This window comes from Pluralibacter gergoviae ATCC 33028 = NBRC 105706, from assembly GCF_001598855.1.
Lineage (GTDB): Bacteria > Pseudomonadota > Gammaproteobacteria > Enterobacterales > Enterobacteriaceae > Pluralibacter > Pluralibacter gergoviae.
Window position 1 is genome coordinate 263,344 of record NZ_BCZS01000001.1, and the last position, 22,394, is coordinate 285,737.

Here is a 22,394-nt window from a genome sequence, read left to right on the forward strand (position 1 = left end):
GACTTATTTCACTTCTTTGAAGCCCTGGGCTTCCAGCAGCGCCTGGGACTGCTTCATGCTGACGCCCTTGGAGACGTCGCCGGTAGACATAGCGCCCATCAGCTCTTTCAGCTTAGCGGTATCCGCTTTGGTGTAGTCGATTTTCACCGTTTCTTCAGCGTAGGTATCTTCGTAGTTGATCTTCTCTTCTACGCCATCAACGCCCTGGTATTTCTGGCCGATAGGCCCTAACACCGTCTGCGCTTCTTCTTTATTTTTTGCACCGATAGAAGAGTAGGCGATTTTGTTTTCAGCGGTCTGTTTGATGACTTTATCGCCGGAGTAGGTGTAGGTCAGCGACATTTCAACGCCGTTGATGTTCGCTTTAAACGTTTTGGTCTCTTCTTTATCGCCGCAGCCGGCCAGAGAGAATACGACAACGGAAGCGCACAGTGCGGTCAGCAGTTTCTTAAACATCTTCAGTAACTCCATGTAATGGGAATTGCCATGTCCATGCTGTGCCGACGCCAGATGCGTTAACATACGGCGTAAACTGTTAATAACAATGGACAGGAGTGGGAAGTATAGCCAGGAAAATGACGAAATGTGAAAGTTTGTAAAGAAAAGAGAATATTTAGGAGTATACCGAGTTCCGGGCAAAAAGACGGACCGGCGCAGGGGCCGGTCCGGGGATTGTGGCTTACTTAACCTGCTGACCAGGCTTCGCGCCGCTGTCGGGGCTGAGCAGGAAGATATCGCTGCCGCCGGGGCCTGCGGCCATCACCATGCCTTCAGAGACGCCGAAGCGCATTTTGCGCGGCGCCAGGTTGGCCACCATTACCGTCAGGCGGCCGATCAGCGGCTGCGGGTCCGGGTAGGCGGAACGGATGCCGGAGAAGACGTTGCGCTTCTCGCCGCCGAGATCCAGCGTCAGGCGCAGCAGCTTATCGGAGCCGTCAACAAATTCCGCATTTTCAATCAGTGCAATGCGCATATCGACTTTGGCGAAATCGTCAAAGGTGATGGTGTCCTGAATCGGGTCGTCCGCCAGCGGGCCGCTGACCGGCGCGGCGTTGAGCGCCTTAACCTCTTCTTTCGACGCTTCCACCAGGGCGTCAACCTGCTTCATATCGATGCGGTTGTACAGCGCCTTGAAGGCATTGACCTTATGGCCCAGCAGCGGCTGCGCAATCGCGTCCCAGCTCAGTTCGGTATTGAGGAAGGCTTCTGCCCGCGCGCTGAGGCCCGGCAGCACCGGCTTGAGCCAGGTCATCAGCACCCGGAACATATTGAGGCCCATGGTGCAGATAGCCTGCAGGTCGGCATCGCGGCCCTCCTGCTTCGCCACCACCCACGGCGCCTGCTCGTCAACGTAGCGGTTCGCCACGTCGGCGAGGGCCATGATTTCGCGAATGGCGCGGCCAAACTCGCGGCTGTCCCACGCCTCGCCGATGCTGGCGGCCGCGTCGGTGAAGGTTTTGTACAGCGCCGGATCCGCCAGCTCAGAGGCCAGCACGCCGTCGAAGCGCTTGCTGATAAAGCCGGCGTTGCGCGAGGCGAGGTTGACGACCTTGTTGACGATATCGCTGTTCACGCGCTGGACAAAATCTTCCAGGTTGAGGTCGATATCGTCAATGCGCGAGGAGAGCTTGGCGGTGTAGTAGTAGCGCAGGCTGTCGGCGTCGAAGTGGTTCAGCCAGGTGCTGGCCTTAATAAAGGTGCCGCGCGATTTCGACATCTTCGCGCCGTTCACCGTCACGTAGCCGTGGACGAACAGGTTGGTCGGCTTACGAAAGCCGCTGCCTTCGAGCATTGCCGGCCAGAACAGGCTGTGGAAGTAGACGATATCTTTGCCGATAAAGTGGTACAGCTCGGCGTCGGAGTCTTTCTTCCAGTATTCGTCGAAGCTGACGCTATCGCCGCGCTTGTCGCACAGGTTCTTGAAAGACCCCATGTAGCCGATCGGCGCGTCCAGCCAGACGTAGAAATATTTGCCCGGCGCGTCGGGAATTTCGAAGCCGAAGTAGGGGGCATCGCGGGAGATATCCCACTGCTGCAGGCCGGAATCAAACCACTCCTGCATCTTGTTCGCCACCTGCTCCTGCAGCGCGCCGCTGCGGGTCCACGCCTGCAGCATTTCGCTAAACGACGGCAGGTCGAAGAAGAAGTGTTCGGACTCGCGCATCACCGGCGTCGCGCCGGAGACAACGGATTTAGGCTCAATCAGCTCGGTCGGGCTGTAGGTTGCGCCGCACACTTCGCAGTTGTCGCCGTACTGATCGGGCGACTTACATTTCGGGCAGGTGCCTTTCACAAAGCGGTCAGGCAGGAACATGCCTTTTTCCGGATCGTAGAGCTGAGAGATGGTGCGGTTTTTAATAAAACCGTTCTCTTTCAGGCGACCGTAGATAAGGGCTGACAGCTCCCGGTTCTCATCGCTGTGCGTCGAGTGATAGTTGTCATAGCTGATGCTAAAGCCCGCAAAGTCGGTCTGATGCTCCTGACTCATGTCGGCAATCATCTGTTCCGGCGTGATGCCAAGCTGCTGAGCTTTCAGCATAATAGGCGTGCCGTGAGCGTCATCGGCGCAGATGAAGTTGACGTTGTGGCCGCGCATTCGCTGGTAACGGACCCAGACATCAGCCTGGATATGCTCCAGCATATGACCGAGGTGGATGGAGCCGTTGGCGTACGGCAGCGCGCACGTTACCAGAATTTTTTTCGCGACTTGAGTCATAGTGAACATTACTTCTTATCGTTGCTATAAGGGGCTTCGATGTTAACCGAAAGGGCCTGATGACGCCAAGTGATAAGGGCTTTTTCATCACTTTAGGCCGCAGACGAATAATAATTACCTCCGCGCGCTCATGAACGTTACAATTACCCCCTTCAGAACAACAAAATAAGGAGTCGGGATGAACGCACAGTCCCAGGCCAAATCGCCGGAGCGCCTGCGCGCGATGGTTGTCGGCACGCTGGCCAATTTTCAGCACCCAACCCTGAAGCACAATCTCACCGCCCTCAAGGCGCTGCACCACGTCGCCTGGCTGGACGACACGCTGCACGTTGAAATTCAGATGCCGTTTGCCTGGCATAGCGCTTTTGAAGCGCTGAAGGCCCAGTGTAGCGCCGAACTGCTGCGCATCACCGAGGCGAAGGCCATCGACTGGAAGCTGAGCCACAGCATCGCCACCCTCAAGCGGGTGAAGAACCAGCCGGGCATCAACGGCGTGAAAAATATCATCGCGGTCAGCTCCGGCAAAGGCGGCGTGGGGAAATCTTCCACGGCGGTAAACCTGGCCCTGGCGCTGGCGGCGGAAGGCGCGAAGGTCGGCATCCTGGATGCCGATATCTACGGGCCGTCGATCCCGATGATGCTCGGCGCCGAGGGTGAGCGCCCGACCTCGCCGGACGGCACCCACATGGCGCCGATCATCAAGTTTGGCCTTGCCACCAACTCCATTGGCTATCTGGTGACCGACGATAACGCCATGGTGTGGCGTGGGCCGATGGCCAGCAAAGCGCTGATGCAGATGCTGCAGGAGACCCTGTGGCCGGATCTTGATTACCTGGTGCTGGATATGCCGCCGGGCACCGGCGACATTCAGCTGACCCTGGCGCAGAACATTCCGGTCACCGGCGCGCTGGTGGTCACCACGCCGCAGGATATCGCTCTCACCGATGCCAAAAAGGGCATCGTGATGTTCGAGAAGGTCGAGGTCCCGGTGCTCGGCATCGTTGAAAACATGAGCGTCCACGTCTGCAGCAACTGCGGCCACGAGGAGCCGATTTTCGGCACCGGCGGCGCGCAGCGGCTCGCCGAGAAGTATCACACCGAAGTGCTGGGGCAGATGCCGCTGCATATCAGCCTGCGGGAAGATCTCGACGCCGGTACGCCAACCGTGGCGGCCCGCCCGGACAGCGAGTTTACCGCCCTCTACCGCCAGCTTGCCGGCCGCGTGGCTGCCCAGCTTTACTGGCAGGGCGAGGTTATCCCCGGCGAGATCGCCTTCCGCGCGGTGTAGATGAACCGGTTTTCTTCCCGGTAAAGAGGCCGCCTGCGGGCGGCCTTATCATTTGTATCGCTGGCGGCGTTCCGGTTATACGAGCTAATGCGGCCTGATGCGCAGGCATAAACGCCGCAGATCCGCGGCTCTTATACCAACGGCTGCACCCCTTCGGCCGTGCGCAGCCAGCGCGGCGCGGCGATGTGGTCGGTCAGCAGGCGGAGCAGGTCGCTGAGCAGGCCCTGCAGCGCCTCTTCGACGCTGACGGACATGCGGCCGCCCCCCAGCAGCTCGCTGAGGGCGAGGCAGTATTCGCACAGCAGATCGCTGTCGCAGTCAAGCATTGGCGAGGACGCCGGGAGGGTGTCGACGGTAAATGCCTCCCTGTCGGCGTCGGGGATGGGCTCGTTGAGCACCGGCAGCAGTTGGTTCAGGCCGCTGTTTAGCTGCTGGTACAGTTCGCGTTGTGTCGCCATGTTTTCCGTTTCCTGCGCCGTAACGGCGAGCCGTTCGCAGTGCGCTGCAGCGGTAACAAAGTCGGCTTCTACGTCAATAAAATCCGGCGGGACCGAAAGTTGCCAGACGGCAGTGGTTTCCATGCTTGCGTTCTCCCTCTATAAATAACTGTGTTTATATACAGGTATTGTACGCAGAGGCGGGCGGGCGACAAGGGCGATTCCCGGAATCAGGCTCACAAAACGCAGTGAAAATGGGCTGCATTCACGGCAAGCGGTAGTGCATCAGCCAGTACTCGCCTTCCGGCGAAAAGCCGCGGGCTTCCGTATGCCAGCCGTGGTGCTGGTAAAACGCCAGCGCCCGGGTATTCTGCACCAGGCACTTAAGCGAGCCGGTACTGGTGAAGGTGCGCTGCACGTGCGCCAGCAGCGCGCTACCGACGCCTTGTCCCTGCCAGCGGGGATCGACAAACAGATTGTGCAGAAAATTATCGTTATCCCATACGGAGGCAAAACCCGCCCGGTGGCCCTCGATCTCAGCGACCCACAGGGTTTCATCGCGCGTCGCGGCGTCAAAGTCCTCCAGGCGCCAGTCGGGGTCGGTAACCCAGGTCCAGCTGGCTTTGCGGGCATGAAGGTAAAGGGTGCGCAGAAAAGGGCGGTCGGATTCGTGTCCGGGGCGTATTTGCATCGTTGTCTCCGTAACGCATTATCCGGCTGCAGGCGCAATACGTGCCCGCAGCCGCAGCGGAATTAACGATGATAGAAGATTTCGCCGTCGTAGGCTTTGAGGATTTTCCCATCGGCGTCAGTAATCAGTACGTAGTTGCCGCCCATATAGGTCCAGTGGCTACCGGCATCCGGCGCCGGTAAATTACGCTGCTGCCACTGCTTGATATTGTACTCTTCGCTGCGATACATCGCCGGAACGGTATCGCCGATATTGAAGTGGGTAAAGTCAGCAATAAAGGTCTTCACCTCATATTTCTGTATACCCGTAGCGCCTTCTGTTGCCGGCGCCGCAGAAACGGCTCCCGCCGTCGCCAGCAGCGCACCCAGAAGCATCATTTTTGTTTTACGCATATATTCTCCACCTATCCTGGGCTTAAATTAGCTGCCCTGTATGATTCCTGATGCGAGGGCGTGATGGCAAGTCTTTGAACGCTAAAAAGTGTAAGCAAACCCCGGCGCGCCGAGCCCCGCAGGATGTTTTAAGATGATTCCGGTCCAGCGCAAAATAAAAAAATCCGCAAGCCGGGGCCTGCGGAGAATCACTGACAATAATAATGAGGAGGTTTTAGCAGGCCCGCCGCCGTGCGGCGAGCCGTGAAGGGGAGAGCCGCATCCCTGCGTCTGCCGCTTCTTTATTATCAGAAAGAACGGTGGAAGTTCACCAGCGGCAGTACCGGTACGGTGGCATCCATCGCGATGTTGATAACACCGATCTGCAGGCCTTCCAGATGTTTGGTGGCGTTGATCAGGCCAAACTGGAAGTTGGTGCTGTCGGCGTAGTTGATGGCGCCAAAGTCGCTGGAGCTGCTGCCGGAAGTCACGTTAATAGCACCGATGTTGGAGCCGGTGACGTTCTGCGAGGTGATGTTCACCGCACCCATGTTCAGACCAGTAACGTTACCGCCGTTATAGTTGACGGCACCCAGGTTCATACCGGTGGCGTTATTTGCCACGTTAAAACCGCCCAGGTTGAAACCGGTCATATCGTTAGTGCGGTTAACCGCGCCCACGTTGAAGCCGGTGGTGTTTTCAGACCAGTTGAAGGCAGTGATGTTGGCACCGACAGTATCTTTTGATTTGTTGAACGGCGCGATGTTCAGGCCGGTCACGTTTTCGGAGACGTTGACGGCGGCAACGTTCATGCCTTTAATGTCGCCTTCGCTCCAGTTGGCGATACCGCCGACGTTGAAGCCTTCTACGTTACGGCTGTGGCTGGCGATGCTGACGTTAGCACCGGTCACGTCTTTTTCAACCCAGCTGAACGGGCTGACGTTGAAGCCTTTCATTTCGCCGCCGATGTAGTTACCGATACCGGCAACGTTCATGCCTTTCACATCGCCGCCGATATCGTTACCGATACCCGCAACGTTCAGGCCTTTCATGCTGCCTTCGGTGTAGTTACCAAGGCCCGCGACGTTGAAGCCGTACATACGGCCTTTGTTGTAGTTGCCCAGCGCGCCGACGTTCATACCGTTGATGTCGCCGGTGCCGCTCAGGTTGCCGGCAGCGGTAAAGCCGCCGATGTTCAGGCCGTTCATCTGATCGGCGGCGCTGTAGACGCCGATGCTTGCGCCGTTCATGTTACCAACCTGGTTTGCCAGACTGATGTTTAAACCGTTATCTTCCCCGCCGTGCCAGTTGAACAGGCCGATGGCCGCACCGTTGACGCCGTTACGCACGTGGGAACCTGCGGCTGCACCGAGCTGCAGACCATTAACCTGATCCATTTCGGTGTAGCCCAGGATCGGGAGATCGAAACCGTTCACTGTTCCGGTGTTGCTGTAGAACAGGGAGCTCTGGAAGCCGTTAACTTCGGAATCCGCAGAGAGGTTTTTTACGGATGCTAATTGTACCGGCGTTGCAAAACTTGCAGTAGAAAACATCGCGCATGAAAGTAATAGAGCTAGAGTTGAACGTTTCATTTTTTATCCCAACTTGCATTTGGTTTAATATATTGCCTGTCTGGCAGATATTATATGTCCCAGGTGATATCCGCTTAGCTCGCCACGTAAATATTCCCAATTAGTGCTATTGGATATACAAATAGTGCTATCAGGTCGGTGGCTGCAAAATAAACTCTGGGGGTGCCAGTGATTTTGCTTTTTTAAAATTTACGTTATTCCGGCCATTTATCTTTGCAAAAAATGCGGGCTTAAATACCCCGTAATATACATTTTCTTACATTCAATAACATTATACTGGCGGCCGCTGAGAGCCAGCGGCAGCGGTTGACGGAGGCAGCGCCATCCGCTTTCGCTGACGTCGTCATGGGTGTGAGAAGGTGCGGAAGCTAACTGGCTGGTGCTGCGGGATTTTCTGTGATGCAGCGTTCAATAAACAAATAGACGAATGATCGCATCGGCTATAAAGAAGCATTTTTTTTGAGCGCTTTTATTCTCTCGGGATAATTTTATTGTTTATTCTGCAGGCAATAATCTATTAATGTTTTCTAACACTGGGTTACATTATGATATTGCTGCTATGAGGCTCATTAGCGCTAATTTTGGCGTTCCATTATGGTTATTTTTAGGGGGCGAATAGTCACTATGGAAAACCAGTTCACATCTTGCGAATATGGCGAAAATAAAGCACAAATAGTGAATCTTATAATCTCTGGCTGTTTGAATCGCTAATCGCAGCCGCCGAAAAAATCCGCAGCTGCGCCGGGCGCTCAACGCGTCACGTTGATAATTTCGGCGGTGGCGCCCACCGGGAAATTGCTCAGCGTGGAGAAGTCGCTCTCCTGATAGCCCATAATTTTGCCGTCGGTGCGCATCTGCTGCAGATCGATCAGGATCACCCCCAGCGTCGGGACAATTTTTTCACGCCACACGAAAAGGTAGAGATCGTCGGCGACGCTCACATAGTGGCAGCGGTCCACGTCCGCCAGGCCTTTCTCCACGCCTTCCAGACAGTGCCAGGCGTAGAAGTTGTCGTTGAGATAAATATGCTCGTAGCGTTCGGTTGGGCTGTAGGTATAACGGTTGCGCATGCCCAGCAGCGCGTCGGTAAAGGCGGGCAGCGGGCCGGGTTCGGCGTTCATGCGCGCAAAGCTGAAGTCGACCTCAACGGCGGTCAGCGGCAGATTCTGCTCCACGCGGCTGAAGGCGTCGAGGCGGACGGCGGCCTCGTCCGGCAGACTGCCCGCCACCAGGGTCGCATTCTGCGCCGTAAGATTGCAGATGATGCTCAGGCTGGCGTTCGCCCGCTGCGGGTGCGGGAAGTCAATAAACAGAATATCGGGGCGCAGCGCGGTGGCGCGCCACGGCAGCCGCTGTCCGTTCCAGCTCAGGGTGGCTTCATCTTCAATGCGCAGGCGCTGGACGCCCGCTTGTGTATAGAAATCATAGGCGCTGCCCGCCGGCAGGGCGCAGGCGGGAAGAGTATTGGCGTTCGGGGCAAAGCCGTCGGCAAGGGCGCCGACCTGGATAAAAAGCGTATCTGCTGTCATAACGACTCCTGTTCACAGTGAAAAGGCGAGGGTAGGGACGTCTACGGCGCTGGCGCCGCCGTCGGCGGTCAGTACCGCCCCGCTGACGATGGAGGCCTGGGCGGAGCAGAGAAACTGGCAGACCCGGGCAATCTCCAGCGGGCTCGCCGGGCGCCGAAGAGGCACATCGCGACAGACGAGGCGGTAGGCCTCGTCGAGGCTCAGATTTTGCGCCTGCATCAGCGGCTGCATCTCCTCATCCGCCATCGGCGTCGTCACCCAGCCGGGGCAGATAGCGTTCGCCCGCACGCCCTGCGGGCCGTAATCGCGGGCAACGGAGCGCATCAGCCCGAGCAGGGCGTGTTTAGTGGTGACGTAGCCGCAGGCCTCCGGCCCGGCGGCAAGCGATGCGATAGAGGCGACAAACAGCACGCTGCCCCTGCTGGCGACAAGCTGCGGCAGCACGGCCCTGACGCTGGCGAAGGCGCTGGTCAGGTTACTGTCGATAGCCGCCTGCCAGGCGCTATTGTCTGTCTCGCCCGCCGCGCCGAAGCCCATCCCGCCCGCGCTGCAAATCAGCGTATCAATGTCGCCGGCCCGCTGGCGGATCGCCGGAAGCAGGCGCTCCCGCCAGTCGGCGTCGCTGGCGGCGTTGCCGATGAGCGGTATCGCGCCGGTTTCTCTGGCGGTGGCGTGAAGGGGCTCAACCCGGCGGCCAACAATAAAGACTTTGCTGCCGGCGGCGACCATCAGCTGCGCGCAGGCTGCGCCAATGCCGGTTCCGCCACCGGTAATTACCACTACTTTGCTCATTTAACGCCTCCGGATATAGGTCTTCCCACTCTGGCGGCTTTTTTTGGCCACCGCTATCGTTCTTTCGGCCGATAAGGGCGCGGTTATCCGCAGATAAATAGGTGAAGCCGGTGATAAACAATAGTTTTTGTTGTGCGTAAATAATTTTTATTTATAACTTAACAGAATGCGAGGGTGAGTATTTGTCTTGCTGTAATAAGCCTTATTTATCAACGCGATGAAATATAATATGTAATCAGTATCACACTGTTAATATGTTAATGGTTGTGTTAGTTTTTTGTTGTTATTATGCTAAATCTCACTATTTCAGCCCCGAAGCCGTCCGTTTAAAACAACCGGAGGAGTGCCTATGTCAGCATCAGTGTCTCACGGCCGCAGTCAGCAGGTGGCGAACCGCTGTTTACAGACAATTGCGCAGCTTATCCCTCTGTCATCGGCGGTATTTTATCGGGTTGACGCCCGCCAGATGCCGCAAAATTATGTCCTGCACAACGTGGCGGAAAATACCCACCGGCAATATCTGGAGCATTTTCAGTCTCACGATCCGCTTTTGCCGGTGCACTTTCATCATCAGCGCGCGTCCGTGGTGACCATGACCCCCGTGCGGGTCGCCCGCTGTCGCCACTATTACCACGACTTTATGTTGCCCAATAACATGCGCGACATGACCGAGATCTTCATCCGCCGTCGCCAGGGCATCGTCGCCGGCATCTCCCTGATGCGGGATACGCCCTTCAGTGAAGAGGAGCGTCAGCGGGTGGGCGCGATCCTGCCGCTGGTCGATCTGGTGATAGGCGACGCGCTGCAGGATGAAGAGGCTTTCTCCGGTCTGCTTACCCTCAAAGAGCGCGAAATCCTCGACCTGGTAAAGGAGGGGGCCAGCAATAAGATCATCGCCCGCGAACTTAATATCTCGCTCTCCACGGTTAAAACGCATCTGCGGCATATTTTCAGCAAAACCGAGGTGGTTAACCGCACGGAGCTGGTTTCCCGCAGCCGGGCAGGGGCTTAGCCGCTCGCAGGACGCAGGGTTTCATCCATTGCAGGAGAGCCGTAACGATGTCCGATACGCAAAATGCAGCATCCGGGATTTCTCCGTTTTCCTCTGCGCTTCACGCCAGGCGACTGCTGTGCGCTATTGTCGTTTTTGCCGCGCTGGCGCCCGGTATCTTAATGACGGCCCCCGCCGTCGCGGCGCAGCTGGCCAGCGAATGGCAGCTGAGCCCGGCGCGCATCGGCTATCTCTTTTCCACCGAGCTGGGGGGAATGAGCCTGGCCACCGTTCCGGCCTGGTGGTGGATGCGGCGCATCAGCTGGCGCAAAGTGGCTCTGGGCGCCGTCGGCGTTTTTCTGCTGGCTAACCTGCTTTCGGCGGCGGTTACCCGCTATGAACCTCTGCTCCTGGTCCGCTTCGTCGCCTCTCTGGCCGGGGGGACGCTGATGATTCTGTGCATCAGCTGCGCTGCCGCCACGGCAAACCCTTCGCGCACCTACGCCTTCTGGGTGCTTGGCCAGCTGCTGCTGGGGATCGCTGGCCTGCTGGCGCTGCCGCCGCTGTTTGCTGTCGTGGGGCTGAAGGCCGCCTATCTGGGGCTCGCGGCGATCGCCGCCCTGGCGCTGCCGCTGGTCGGCGCGTTTCCGGCGCGCTTTAAGGCTGCTGAACGCGGCGCAGCCGGGAAGCGAGTCTCCCTTGCCCGCCGGCTGCAGGCGGTCCTGGCGGTGCTGCTGTTTTATATCAGCCTGAGCGCTATCTGGACCTTTATCGGCGGCATTGGCCATGACGCGGGCCTGACGCCGGTGCGCAGCGGGCAGGTGCTGGCCGCCGCCACGCTCTTCGGCATTATCGGCGCGGGCGCGGCGGCGCTGCGCGGAACCGGACGCCGGGACAGCGTACCGGTGCTGCTGGGCTATACCCTGCTGGCGCTGAGCATCATTCTGCTGGCGGATAGCCCTCAGCTGGGGCGTTTTGCGCTGGCCGCGCTCCTTTTCAAATTCACCTGGACCTTTGTCCTGCCCTTTATTCTCGCCCGCGTGGCGCGGCTGGACCGCGACGGGCGGCTGATGAACAGCATTAATCTGGTGATTGGCGGCGGGATGGCGCTGGGTCCGGCCATTGCCGGGGCGTTGCTGCAGCACTTTCCCGGCACGACGGCGCTGTTAGCGGGCGCCGGCCTGTGCGCGGTAGCCTCTTTTATCCTGATTGCGGCCGCCTCGGCTGGCCGCCAGTAATCAACATCTGTGGAGATGGCAATGAGTACAAGAAAGACCGGTTTTTTCTTTGATGAGCGCTGCCTGTGGCACAACACCGGCCTGCACGCGGGAATTTTGCCCGTCGGCGGCTGGGTGCAGCCGCCGACGGGCGGCGGCCATGCCGAATCGCCGGAGAGCAAGCGGCGGCTGAAAAACCTGATGGATGTCGCCGGGCTCACGCCGCAGCTGCAGCTGCGCAGCGCGCCGCTGGCAACGCGGGAAGATCTGCTGCGTATTCATCCCGACAGCTACCTGGATCGCTTTAAGGCGATGAGTGACAGCGGCGGCGGCCTGCTCGGGGAAGAGGCGCCGCTGGGGCAGGGAAGCTATGAGATAGCCAGCCTCTCCGCCGGGCTGGCGAGCGCTGCCGTCGAGGCGGTACTGCTGGGCGAGCTGGATAACGCCTACTCCCTCTCCCGCCCGCCGGGGCACCACTGCCTGCCGGACCAGCCGATGGGCTTCTGCTTTCTCGCCAATATCGCCATCGCCATCGAGCGGGCGAAAGCAAAATTCGGCCTCGGCAAGGTGGCGGTGATCGACTGGGACGTCCACCACGGCAACGGTACGCAGCATATCTACTGGCAGCGGGACGACGTACTGACCATTTCCCTGCACCAGGAGAACTGCTTTCCGCCGGGCTATCGCGGGGAGAACGATCGCGGGGAAGGCGCGGGCCGGGGCTATAACATCAATATTCCCCTGCTCGCGGGAGCCGGAGACGAAAGCTGGCGCTATGCGCTGGAGACCATTGTGCTGCCCGCCCTGGCGCGCTTTAAACCGGAGATGATCGTTGTCGCCTGCGGCTACGACGCTAACGCCATGGATCCGCTGGCGCGCATGCAGCTGCATAGCGACAGCTTCCGGGCGATGACCGACAGCGTGCAGGCGGCGGCGGACAAACTCTGCGGCGGCAAGCTGGTGATGGTCCACGAGGGCGGCTATGCCGAATCCTACGTGCCGTTCTGCGGCCTGGCGGTGATGGAGGCCCTGAGCGGGATCCGCACCGAGGTCGTCGATCCGCTGCTGGAATTCATTCGCCTGCAGCAGCCGCGCGCGGAGTTTATCGCCTTTCAGCGGCAGGCCATCGACGATCTGGCGCGGGACCTGAATCTGCGCTGATTCTGAGGTGATTGACGGGCCGGTGGCGCAGAGCGCCCCCGGCCCGTTATTTATTGACCAGCAGAGGCTTTCTCAAACCGCGCGATGGCCGCCGCAATCATACTCAGGGCGCTGAGCAGCAGCATGCGCTGGTGGGTTTCCAGCCGAATATAGCGCCGCAGCGGCGGCAGGCGACACACCACCAGGCTGGCGCCCCACGGCTCCAGCGTACAGCGCCATCCCTCTTCATTAACGATCAGCTGAAAGCGGCGATAGTCCAGCTCGCTGAGGGTTTGCCGCAGGCTGGGGAAGCCGTTGAGATAGCGGGCCAGCGGCGCCAGCGCATCGCCGCGCCGGGCGCGGAAGACCGCCGGCTGACGGCGGAACCAGCCGGGCTGCCGGGCCTCTATCCGGCCGGATGCGGGCAGCGGCGGACCGCCGGCGATGGCAAATTCGCAGCGCTCGATGTGGGCCATAAACAGCCGCTGGCGGCACACGTCCAGGGTGACGCTGGCAGTGTCGGAGAGCCGCAGCCGCAGCTGGCCGGCGCCGGTCGGCTCCGTCGGCCAGCCGCCGAGATCCCGGCGGACCAGCGCCAGCAGCGGCGCGGGCTCACAGGGTGCGCAGGGCATCGGGCACCTCCCGGGGCGCATCGAGGCTGTCGCCAACGGCAATGGCCCTGTCCACTACGGCTTCCACCTCCAGCGGGGTAAAGGCGTTGGCCTTCTGCACGAAGCGGCTCCAGAGCAGAGCGTAGGCCGCCGTCAGGCCCAGCATGATGCAGAACGGCACCAGCACCTCCCGCCTGTCCATGCCCGGCGGCGTGATGTTGATAATGGCGATAACGATGCCGGCGCTGGAGAGGATCTGCGGCAGCGGAAACAGCGGCGATTTGTAGGCGCGGGGCAGATCCGGGCGGCGCAGGCGCAGCAGCACCACCGAGAGCGTGACCAGCAGGTAGGCCACGCCCCAGGCGCAGACGGCGGCGAGGATCAGAGGCACGATGCGGTCAACGTCGCCCTGCAGATACCAGGCGTGCAGACAGGGGATCGCCACCGCTATCGCGATAGCCACCACCGGCGTTTTAAAGCGCGGATGCAGCCAGGTGAGTATCCTGGGAAGGGCGCCGTCCAGCGCCATGCCGTAAAGAATGCGCGGCACCGCCGCCATCAGGGTGTTGATGGTGGCGCAGCCCGCCAGCAGCAGCCCGGCGCCGAGCCAGTACTGGCCGAATTTGCCCATCACCCGTTCGGCGAAGGCCGGGATCGCCATCGGCGTATCCAGCAGGTGAACGCCGTGGGCGGCATCCACCACCGCGTTGACGACCTGGCGATTGATCGCCGCGCCGTAGAGAAACATGCAGCAGGCGACGCCGGTCAGCCCGAGGGCCATCGCCCGCGGAATGGTGCGCTGCGCCCGGCGTATTTCCGGCGTCATCGGCGTGACCAGCTCGCAGCCGACAAACATAAACATCGCCATGCCGACGTAGCTGAACAGGTCGGAGAGGTTAGCGGTATTCAGCGCGCCGCCGAACCAGCCGGGCAGGTGGGTCAGCGGCGCCATCAATACGCCGCACAGGCCAAATACCGTCAGCGTAAACCACATCCCGAAGGTCAGAAACACTTCGGCCTTGCCAAAGATCTCCACGCCGATGGCGTTGAGCAGTCCGAACAGGATCACCATGCCCACGCCCACCATCCAGGAGCTCTGCTGAGCGGCAAGATGGGCGTTGAGCGATTCAAAATTCACCAGCGCCATGATCCCGGCGAGGATGGTCTCCGCCGTGCCGGCAAAGATATGCACGATCAGATAGGCGCAGAGCGCGCCGGTGATGGCGAAAAAGCGCCCCATGCCGCAGGCGATGTAGTCATACACCGACCCGGAGGTGGGGATAAGCGTCGCGGCCTCGGCGAAGGTGGTCACCTGCGCCTGCATCATAATAAAGGCCAGCAGTACCGCCAGGGCAAAGGTATCGCCCCCCATGCCGAAACCGCTGGTGACCGTCAGGATCACCGGACTGGCCATAATCACCCCGACCGAGCTGGCGAGGGTGGTGGGAAAACCAATAACGCCGCGTTCCAGGTGGCGGGTGAGTCTGCTGCTGAACATAATCAACCTCGGCGCAGTGGGGTGCCGGGCAGGCGCGCCCGCCCGGCGGCGGTTATTCGACGTTAGCCAGATAGTGCTTCACGAAGCGCGGGGAGAGGATGCGCCACTGCACTTCCGTGCCTTGCTTAACAAACCAGCTGTCGCCGGGCGCGAAGCGCTGGGGCTCGCCGCCGGCCACGGTCAGCTCCACTTCGCCCTCCAGCACCGTGGCGTGCTCGGTGAAGGGATAGGTCATGGCGAAGCCGCCCCGGGTAGCGGAGAAAATCCCGCAGGTAAAGGCATCTCCGGGCGCGCCGTAGACCATGCGGGCGGCGACCTGCGGATCGCCCTCGGTGGGTGTGGCCCCCAGCAGGCTGACGCTGCCGATGGCCTCCAGCTCGGGAAGGGGCTGACTAAGTTTAAATACGTGCATGGTGATTCTCCTGATTAGCTGCGGCCTTTCCAGAAGCCGCTGGTTTGATGCATTAATTTTCCGGCGGTAACCAGCAGCGGGCGCAGGCTGTCGCGGCCGCGAATGGTGGCGTGAGGAATGCTGCTCAGCAGCCGGTAGCGCTCGGAGCCGCCGAGAATGCCCTCGGCGAGGATCTTGCAGACGATATGCGACGGCGTGACGCCGAAGCCGGAGTAACCCTGCACATAAAAGACGTTGCTGCGTTCGCGCAGGGTGCCGATTTGCGGAAAGAGGTTGGCGCTGCAGGCCATCGGCCCGCCCCAGGCGAAGTCGATTTTCACCTCTTTCAGATAGGGGAATACCTGGCCCATCAGCGTCCGGTTCCAGTTGGCGAAGTCGCTGGGGGTATACTCCACGAAGCGGGTGGCGCTGCCGAACAGCAGGCGATTTTCGCGGGTGATGCGGTAGTAGTTGATCACCGGGCGAATGTCGCTGAAGGCGCCGCGCAGCGGGCTGATGCGCTCGATAACCTCGTCCGGCAGCGGCGCGGTGGCAATCTGGTACGAGTAGGTCACCAGCGTCTTGCGGTAGATCTCCGGCTCCAGGCCGTTGAGGAAGCTGTCGCAGGCCCAGAGCAGCTTCGCCGCCCGCACGCTGCCCATGGCGGTGCGCACGCGTACGGTTTTCCCGTACTCCACCTCGACCACCGGCGAGGATTCAAAAATTTTCACCCCCAGCGAGGCGGCCGCCTTCGCCGAGCCGAGCAGCATATTCAGGGAGTGGATCTGCCCGCCGCCCATGTGCTTAAGCGCGCCGCAGTAGACCGGGGAGCCGACCACCTGCTGCACCTCGCTGCCGGTGTAGAGCGCAATATCCTCATCTGGCGTCGCCTGTTTGAACTCTTTCTCCCACTGCTGCAGGGTTTTCAGCTGCCGCGCGTTGTAGGCCAGATAGCCGTAGCCCGGCACGAAGTCGGCGTCAATCTGGTACTTTTTGATCCGCTCGCGGATGATCCCGGCCCCGAGATTGGCGATGGTAAACAGCGACTGCAGCCCCTGCGGCCCGACGTGCTTTTTCACCGCCTCGATATCGTGGCCGATCCCGGCCATCACCTGGCCGCCGTTGCGCCCGGTGCCGCCGTAGCCCAGGTGACGCGCCTCCAGCACCACCACGTTGGTGACGCCCTGTTCGGCCAGCTCCAGCGCGGTATTGATCCCGGAAAAGCCGCCGCCGATGATAACCACGTCGGCCTCAATATCCTCCTGCAGCGGCGGAAAGTGTAAGTGATACTTTTTGGTGGCGCCGTAGTAGTTCAGCGCATCAATCTTGATGTTCATTGCGTCATCCCCTGTAGCCTTGACAATGGCCTATCTCAGCACGGGGCGTGAAAGGGCGGTATCGTTCGAAAGGTGGATGGGAAAGGGGGGGACGGCAATGCGACATTTCGCCCGCTGACGAAGTATGAGGGCTTCAACGCCGCTACTCTGGGCTGCATCCACTACGGGAGAAACCCATGATTGCCGTCCTTTTTGAAGCAGAATTAAAACCCGGCGCGCAGGATCGCTATCTGGCGCTGGCGGCGGAGCTGAAGCCGCGTCTGGCGCAGCTGAGCGGATTTATTGATATCGAGCGTTTTCAGAGCCTGAGCGCGGAGGGCAAAGTGCTGTCGCTCTCGTGGTGGCGCGACGAGGCGGCGGTGCTGGCGTGGAAGCAGGATCTGCAGCACCGGGCGGCGCAGGAGGAGGGTAAGGCCAGCCTGTTCGCCAGCTACCGGATCCGCATTGTCGCCCTGCAGCGGGAGTATGCCCATCATGTATGACGTTCATCTAATACTGCGCAACGTTCCCGGCGAGCTGGCCCTGATGGGCAAAACCCTCTGTGACAGCGGCATCGGGCTGGAAGGCGGCGGCGTCTTCAGCGACGGCCCGCGGGCCCACGCCCACTTTCTGGTCGAAGAGGGCGAGCGCGCCCGGGAGGTGCTGATGCGGGCAGGCATTGAGGTCGTTGCCGTTCGTCAACCGCTGATCCGCCGCCTGCGCCAGGAGCGCCTCGGCGAGCTGGGGGCGATTGCCGGCGCGCTGGCGCGAAAGGGTGTTAATATCCTGATCCAGTACAGCGATCACGCCGGGCGCTTAATTCTGGTGACGGATAACGATGCCCTGGCGCGGGACGCCACCCTTGTCTGGGCAGATGCGGAAGCAGCATGAACCTCAAATCAGAAGCAAAGCAGCTTGAGAGCGGCCCGGAAGCGGACGTCACCGCTCTGGCGGCGGCCATCGCCGACGCCTCGCGGGTGAAAATGCTCTGCGCGCTGATGGACGGCCGGGCGTGGACGGCGACCGAGCTGGCGGCCGCGGCCGATATTGCCGCCTCTACCGCCAGCGCCCACCTGCAGAAGCTGGTGCAGGGACGTCTGCTGATGACGGTTGCTCAGGGGCGGCACCGCTATTTCCGGCTTGCCGGGCCGGAGGTGGCGCAACTGCTGGAGAGTATGATGGGCCTGTCGCAGACCCTTGCCGGGCCGCTGCGGACCCGGACCCCTGCCGCCCTGCGCGAGGCGCGAACCTGCTACGACCACCTGGCGGGGACGCTGGCGGTGGGGCTCTATCAGGCGATGATCGATAAAGGCTGGCTCGCGCCGGACGGCAACGCACTGACGGAGGAGGGGCTGGCGCTGTTTGCCCGGCTGGGCATCGAACTTAATCCGGCTACCCGCCGGGCAGCCTGCTGCCCGTGTCTCGACTGGAGCGAGAGGCGCTTTCACCTCGGCGGCGCGGCGGGAGCCGCCCTGCTGCTCTATTTTGAGCGCCAGGGCTGGCTGACCCGCACGCCGGGCTATCGGGAGGTAGCCGTCACGGCGGCGGGCAGGCGGGCGATGAAAAGTCTGTTCAGTGTCTGACCAGAGTGGCGAAGTAGTAAACCAGCGGCACGGCGATGATCCATAGCCCCGCCGGCACCTCGCGCCACTTTCCGGCCACGGTTTTAATCATGATGTAGAACAGCAGCCCGCCGGCGATGCCGGTGCCGAAGCTGTTGGCGATCAGGGTTACCATCACCATCATCAGCACCGGCAGGCCGTCGGTGAAGTTCGCCAGATCCACCTTGCGCAGCCCGCTGAACATATTCAGGCCGATCAGGATCAGCGCCGGGGCGGTGGCCGCTTTCGGGATGGTCAGCGCCAGCGGGGTAAACAGCAGCATCAGCAGGAACATCGCCGCCGCCGCCAGTGCGGTGAGCCCGGTTTTGCCGCCCGCTTCTGCTGCCGCCGAGGATTCAATCAGCGCGGTGGCCGCCGGGATCCCGAGCCACGGACCGACTGCGGCGGCAATGGAGTCCACCATAAAGGGGCGGTTGATCTGCGGCATATTGCCCTCTTTATCCAGCAGCCCCGCTTCGCCGCCCACCGCGAGGGTGGTGCCCATGGTGGAGAAAAACTCCGAGGCGAAGAAGATAAACAGGAACGGCAGAAAGGCGATATTCAGCGCCCCCAGCAGGTCAATTTTGCCAAGCACCGGCGTCAGCGGATGCGGAAAATCAATCACGTGGTCGGGCAGGCGGGTGACGCCCGCCGGAATACCGACCAGGGTAGCGAGCAGAATGGCCCACAGGATCGCGCCGGGCACGCGCCGCGCCTGCAGGGCGATAGCCACGAACAGGCCGCACAGCGCCACCAGCGCGCCGGGCGAGAGGAAGTCGCCGAGCATCAGCGCGCTGGTTTTGGCGTTTGCCATCACCAGACCGGCGTTGCGAAAGCCGAGCAGGGCGACGAACAGCCCGATGGAAGCGGTCAGCCCCAGTTTGATCGACTGCGGCACCGAGCGGGTAACCACTTCCCGCAGGCCGAACTTCGTCAGCAGAAAAAACAGAATGCCCGACCAGCAGGCGATGCCCAGGCCGATGGGCCAGCCGATGCCCTCGCTGCCGGCGAGGGTGATGCCGACCAGCACCGAGCCGCCGATCCCCGGACCGACGATAAACGGCAGGTTGGCGTAAAAGGCCATCAGCAGGGAGCCGGCCACAAACACCAGAATGGTGCCGGTGGTGACCGCGCCTTTATCCATGCCGCCCGCCGCCAGCAGGCCGGGGATCACCACCAGCAGATAGGCGGCGGCAAGAAAGCCGGTAATGCCGGCGAGGCACTCGGTGCGCACGGTGGTGCCGCGCGCGCGTAGAGCGAAGCGCCGCTCCAGCCAGCTCTCCCGGCGGGCGGTTGGGATCGTGTTGTCAGTCATGCCTGCGCTCCTCGTCGGCATTTTCCGGGGCCGCCGTCTCCCGGCATGAGATCAGCGGATCGACAATCTGGCGGGTGCCGCCGTCGGTGAGGCCCAGATCGGTCAGGTGCGGGCCGGCGTTGCAGGCGAGGCAGGTGCCTTCGATCGCTTTAAACACCCGGTAGGGCGGCTCCCAGTCGGCGATTTTCGCGCTGAGATCCCGCAGCGTGCGGAACTGCTGCGCCAGCTCGGCGGCGGGCAGGTCCGAGAGCATACCGGCAATCGGCATCGCCACGTGGGCGAGGATCTCACCCGCCTGCGCCAGCGCCATGCCGCCGCCGGAGGCGATCAGCCGGTTGGCCGCCAGCGCCATATCCTCAGGGCTGCGCCCGAGCACCACCAGGTTGTGCGAATCGTGGGAGTAGCTGGTGGCGATCGCGCCGCGCAGCTCGCCCCAGCCCTCCAGCAGGGCAATCTGCGGCGTCGCCCGATGGCGGCCGTGGCGGTGCTTGACCCAGATCAGGCTGAAGCCTGCGGGGAGCTGCACCCGGCCGTCGCGAATGTCAACGTCCACTTCGCCCCACTCGGTGAAGCGCGCGCCGCGAATGTGGCGCAGGCGGGCGCTGCCGTGGCGGATGCCGCCGATTTTCATCATAAAGTCGTCCGCACTCAGGGCGGCAAGCTGCAGCGTGTTGCGCGGTGCCGCCTCTCCTGAATCGGCGATCGGCGCCAGCAGGCGGCCGCCGCGGGCCAGCAGACGACCGGCAACGTACACTTCTTGCGCGCAAAGCCGCTGCAGGGAGTCAAAGACCACCAGATCGGCGCGGCGTCCGGCGGCGATCAGCCCCAGATCGCTGCGCTGCAGGCGAAGGGCGGCGTTGAGGGTGGCGAAGCGCAGGGCGTCCGTCGCCGGCAGCCCGTGGGCGATCAGCTGGTTCAGCAGATTAATGATCCCGCCGTGCTCCAGCAGCATGTCCGGCGGTACGTCGTCGGTGCAGACGGTAATTTGCGAGGAGAGGTGCGGCAGGGTCATCAGGGCCCGGACAATCTCCGGCAGCAGATAGGGGTGCGAGCCGCGAATTTGCAGGGTCAGCCCGGCGCGCAGCTTCTCCAGCGCGTCGTCGGCGGAGGTCAGCTCATGATCGGAGGTGACCCCGGCGGCGAGATAGGCCTGCAGATCGGCGCCGCGCAGGCCGCGGGCGTGGCCCTCAATCAGCTTGCCGCTGCTGAGCCCCGCCTGGACTATCTCCTGCATCCGTTCGCTGCCGTGCAGCACGCCGTACATGTCCATCACCTCGGCGACGCCGCGCACTTCCGGCCACGCCAGCATGGTCTCCATCTCTTTTCCGGCAAAATCGGCCCCGGACATCTCCAGCCCCGGCGTGGAGGGCACGCTCGACGGCGCGGCGACCATCACCTGCAGCGGCAGGTCGCGGCTGGCCGCCACCGCGTAGCGCACGCCGTCGACCCCCAGCACGTTGGCCAGTTCGTGCGGATCCCAGAATACCGCCGTGGTGCCCTGGGCCAGCACGATTTCGGCGTAGCGCGCGGGCGGCAGGTGGGAGCTTTCCAGATGCACGTGGGTATCAATCAGACCCGGCGACAGATAGCGGCCCGCCAGCGAGCGGCACTCGCGGGCGTCGCGGCGGCTGCCGCGCGGGTGCACGCTGGCAATCATTTCGCCGACGATGCCGACATCGGCTTCGCGCACTTCGCCGGTGACCATATCGACGATCTGCGCGTCGGTGAGGAGTAAATCAAAAGGGGCTTCTCCGCGGGCGGCCTCAACGGCGCGGCGGCGAGCTTCAGCACTGCTGGACATAACAACTCCGGCACAAGGATAATGGGGCTACTCTAGAGGCATGGCAAACGATTGCCCAGATGAATAAATTTATCGGCCGATAAGGCCGGGTTATTTTGCCCCATCACCAGGAACAAAGATGATTGAACCCTGGCAGCGCCTGCCCGCGCTCTCGCTTAAGCAGATCCAGTACTTCGTGACCCTGGCGGAGCTGCGCCATTTTACCGATACCGCTAACCGGCTGGCGATAAGCCAGCCCGCGCTCAGCAGCGCTCTGCGCCAGATTGAAAGCGTGCTCGGCGGTAAGCTGGTCAACCGCACCGCCCCGGCGGTGACGCTCACCGATCTCGGCGTGGCGATTTTGCCGCACGCCCGGCGTCTGCTGAGCGTGGCGCAGAACGCCTTTCTGGATATGCAGCAGGCCGTCGATGCCGGCGGCGACGGCACGGTGCGCATTGGCATGGTGCCTTCGGTCAGCGCGCTGCTCTTTCCGCTGCTGCCGCAGGTGCTGGCCGAAGCGTTTCCGCGCCTGCGGGTCGAATTTCACGACCGCACCAACGATACGCTGCTGCAGGAACTGCAGCGCGGCGGCATCGACTTCGGCATCGGCGCCGTCGACCGTTCGCTGCCGGAGGGCGTCCAGGTCTTTCCCCTGCGCGAAGATCCGTTCGTCGCCGTGCTGCACCGCGACGATCCCCTGGCGGGCCAGGCGCACCTGCCCTGGAAGCAGCTGCTGGAGCGCGATATCGCCGTCTTCTCAAGGGGGAATATCCTGCGGCTGGTCGGCGCTCTGGCCGAGAGCCACCGGCTGAGCCTGAATATGCGCTACCAGGTGGACTACATTGAGACGCTGTACGGCCTGGTACGCTCCCGGCTGGCGGTGGCGATTTTGCCGCAGCTGTATACCACGCATCTGCGGGATCCCGTCCTGACGGTGTCCCGTCTGCAGCAGCCCGATATGTCGCGCACCGTGGCGCTGATGCGCGGTTCTCAGCCGCTGCCGCCACGGATTGAAACATGTTTTTCACTACTTTTAGAAAAATTGCGATAGCGTCGAGATTTTTTACACGATAAGAATTAGTGATGGATAACATTCCGCTAAGATAACTCTTAGTGAT

At 61.6% G+C, this 22,394-nt stretch carries 22 protein-coding genes; 8 read left to right on the plus strand and 14 right to left on the minus strand.

Annotated elements, in window-relative coordinates; translation table 11 throughout:
* Nucleotides 1-3 precede the first annotated feature (3 nt).
* Nucleotides 4-462 (minus strand): YehR family lipoprotein, encoded by a 459-nt coding sequence (locus ENGE1_RS01240; RefSeq protein WP_043086470.1) that lies wholly within the window; start codon nt 460-462, stop codon nt 4-6.
* 217 nt (nt 463-679) lie between these two features.
* Nucleotides 680-2,716: a methionine--tRNA ligase gene (metG, locus tag ENGE1_RS01245; RefSeq protein ID WP_045291218.1), complete on the minus strand. Its 2,037-nt coding sequence runs from the start codon at nt 2,714-2,716 to the stop codon at nt 680-682.
* Between the two features lie 178 nt (nt 2,717-2,894).
* On the opposite strand from metG, the gene apbC reads away from it, so the two are divergent.
* On the plus strand, nt 2,895-4,004 hold the full coding sequence (gene apbC, locus ENGE1_RS01250; protein ID WP_043082893.1) for an iron-sulfur cluster carrier protein ApbC: 1,110 nt from the start codon (nt 2,895-2,897) through the stop codon (nt 4,002-4,004).
* A gap of 131 nt (nt 4,005-4,135) precedes the next feature.
* Here apbC and ENGE1_RS01255 read toward each other — a convergent pair whose 3' ends face one another.
* The 6 genes from ENGE1_RS01255 to ENGE1_RS29000 form a co-directional block, all read right to left on the minus strand.
* Nucleotides 4,136-4,585: a hypothetical protein gene (locus ENGE1_RS01255; RefSeq protein WP_043082894.1), complete on the minus strand. Its 450-nt coding sequence runs from the start codon at nt 4,583-4,585 to the stop codon at nt 4,136-4,138.
* Nucleotides 4,586-4,706: 121 nt separating this feature from the next.
* Nucleotides 4,707-5,132, minus strand: a complete 426-nt coding sequence (locus ENGE1_RS01260; RefSeq protein WP_043082896.1) for a GNAT family N-acetyltransferase — start codon at nt 5,130-5,132, stop codon at nt 4,707-4,709.
* A gap of 62 nt (nt 5,133-5,194) precedes the next feature.
* Nucleotides 5,195-5,524, minus strand: a complete 330-nt coding sequence (locus ENGE1_RS01265) for an RcnB family protein (RefSeq protein ID WP_043082898.1) — start codon at nt 5,522-5,524, stop codon at nt 5,195-5,197.
* Nucleotides 5,525-5,811: 287 nt separating this feature from the next.
* Complete coding sequence (locus tag ENGE1_RS01270) at nt 5,812-6,939, minus strand: LA_2272 family surface repeat-containing protein (protein ID WP_225823420.1); 1,128 nt, start codon at nt 6,937-6,939, stop codon at nt 5,812-5,814.
* Nucleotides 6,940-7,844: 905 nt separating this feature from the next.
* Nucleotides 7,845-8,624 carry a MoaF C-terminal domain-containing protein gene (locus tag ENGE1_RS28995; protein WP_048253929.1) on the minus strand — a complete coding sequence of 260 codons (780 nt, stop codon included), beginning with the start codon at nt 8,622-8,624 and terminating at the stop codon, nt 7,845-7,847.
* A gap of 12 nt (nt 8,625-8,636) precedes the next feature.
* Nucleotides 8,637-9,416, minus strand: coding sequence for an SDR family NAD(P)-dependent oxidoreductase (locus ENGE1_RS29000; protein WP_048253930.1), 780 nt, complete (start codon nt 9,414-9,416; stop codon nt 8,637-8,639).
* 349 nt (nt 9,417-9,765) lie between these two features.
* Between ENGE1_RS29000 and ENGE1_RS01285 the strand changes: the two genes are divergently transcribed.
* The 3 genes from ENGE1_RS01285 to ENGE1_RS01295 are packed head-to-tail and all read left to right on the plus strand — an operon-like array spanning nt 9,766 to nt 12,785.
* On the plus strand, nt 9,766-10,428 hold the full coding sequence (locus ENGE1_RS01285; RefSeq protein WP_048253931.1) for a helix-turn-helix transcriptional regulator: 663 nt from the start codon (nt 9,766-9,768) through the stop codon (nt 10,426-10,428).
* Nucleotides 10,429-10,475: 47 nt separating this feature from the next.
* Entirely contained in the window at nt 10,476-11,645 is a 1,170-nt protein-coding gene (locus ENGE1_RS01290; RefSeq protein WP_048253932.1) for an MFS transporter, read from the plus strand.
* Between the two features lie 21 nt (nt 11,646-11,666).
* On the plus strand, nt 11,667-12,785 hold the full coding sequence (locus tag ENGE1_RS01295) for a class II histone deacetylase (RefSeq protein WP_048253933.1): 1,119 nt from the start codon (nt 11,667-11,669) through the stop codon (nt 12,783-12,785).
* 50 nt (nt 12,786-12,835) lie between these two features.
* Here the strand turns inward: ENGE1_RS01295 and ENGE1_RS01300 are convergent, their stop codons facing one another.
* The 4 genes from ENGE1_RS01300 to ENGE1_RS01315 are packed head-to-tail and all read right to left on the minus strand — an operon-like array spanning nt 12,836 to nt 16,601.
* The gene (locus ENGE1_RS01300) at nt 12,836-13,396 is read right to left on the minus strand and encodes a DUF3156 family protein (protein WP_043082907.1); all 561 of its coding nucleotides are present in this window, start codon (nt 13,394-13,396) and stop codon (nt 12,836-12,838) included.
* A complete protein-coding gene (locus tag ENGE1_RS01305; RefSeq protein ID WP_045291195.1) occupies nt 13,377-14,873 on the minus strand; it encodes an APC family permease in 1,497 nt (498 codons plus the stop codon). Before ENGE1_RS01305 ends, ENGE1_RS01300 begins: the two co-directional genes overlap by 20 nt.
* A gap of 52 nt (nt 14,874-14,925) precedes the next feature.
* Nucleotides 14,926-15,285, minus strand: coding sequence for a cupin domain-containing protein (locus ENGE1_RS01310; RefSeq protein ID WP_048253934.1), 360 nt, complete (start codon nt 15,283-15,285; stop codon nt 14,926-14,928).
* Nucleotides 15,286-15,299: 14 nt separating this feature from the next.
* Nucleotides 15,300-16,601: an NAD(P)/FAD-dependent oxidoreductase gene (locus tag ENGE1_RS01315; protein WP_048253935.1), complete on the minus strand. Its 1,302-nt coding sequence runs from the start codon at nt 16,599-16,601 to the stop codon at nt 15,300-15,302.
* A 176-nt stretch (nt 16,602-16,777) separates the two neighbouring features.
* Between ENGE1_RS01315 and ENGE1_RS01320 the strand changes: the two genes are divergently transcribed.
* The 3 genes from ENGE1_RS01320 to ENGE1_RS01330 are packed head-to-tail and all read left to right on the plus strand — an operon-like array spanning nt 16,778 to nt 18,163.
* Complete coding sequence (locus ENGE1_RS01320) at nt 16,778-17,083, plus strand: antibiotic biosynthesis monooxygenase family protein (RefSeq protein WP_045291191.1); 306 nt, start codon at nt 16,778-16,780, stop codon at nt 17,081-17,083.
* The gene (locus tag ENGE1_RS01325) at nt 17,076-17,471 is read left to right on the plus strand and encodes an amino acid-binding protein (protein WP_048253936.1); all 396 of its coding nucleotides are present in this window, start codon (nt 17,076-17,078) and stop codon (nt 17,469-17,471) included. Before ENGE1_RS01320 ends, ENGE1_RS01325 begins: the two co-directional genes overlap by 8 nt.
* A complete protein-coding gene (locus tag ENGE1_RS01330) occupies nt 17,468-18,163 on the plus strand; it encodes an ArsR/SmtB family transcription factor (protein ID WP_048253937.1) in 696 nt (231 codons plus the stop codon). The genes ENGE1_RS01325 and ENGE1_RS01330 overlap by 4 nt, the downstream gene beginning before the upstream one ends.
* Here ENGE1_RS01330 and ENGE1_RS01335 read toward each other — a convergent pair.
* A complete protein-coding gene (locus ENGE1_RS01335; protein WP_048253938.1) occupies nt 18,153-19,496 on the minus strand; it encodes an NCS2 family permease in 1,344 nt (447 codons plus the stop codon). The two genes, ENGE1_RS01330 and ENGE1_RS01335, sit on opposite strands and share 11 nt — an antisense overlap.
* Nucleotides 19,489-21,297 carry an adenine deaminase gene (locus ENGE1_RS01340; protein WP_048273218.1) on the minus strand — a complete coding sequence of 603 codons (1,809 nt, stop codon included), beginning with the start codon at nt 21,295-21,297 and terminating at the stop codon, nt 19,489-19,491. The genes ENGE1_RS01335 and ENGE1_RS01340 overlap by 8 nt, the downstream gene beginning before the upstream one ends.
* A gap of 118 nt (nt 21,298-21,415) precedes the next feature.
* Between ENGE1_RS01340 and ENGE1_RS01345 the strand changes: the two genes are divergently transcribed.
* Nucleotides 21,416-22,327 carry a LysR family transcriptional regulator gene (locus ENGE1_RS01345; protein WP_048253940.1) on the plus strand — a complete coding sequence of 304 codons (912 nt, stop codon included), beginning with the start codon at nt 21,416-21,418 and terminating at the stop codon, nt 22,325-22,327.
* Nucleotides 22,328-22,394: the final 67 nt, after the last annotated feature.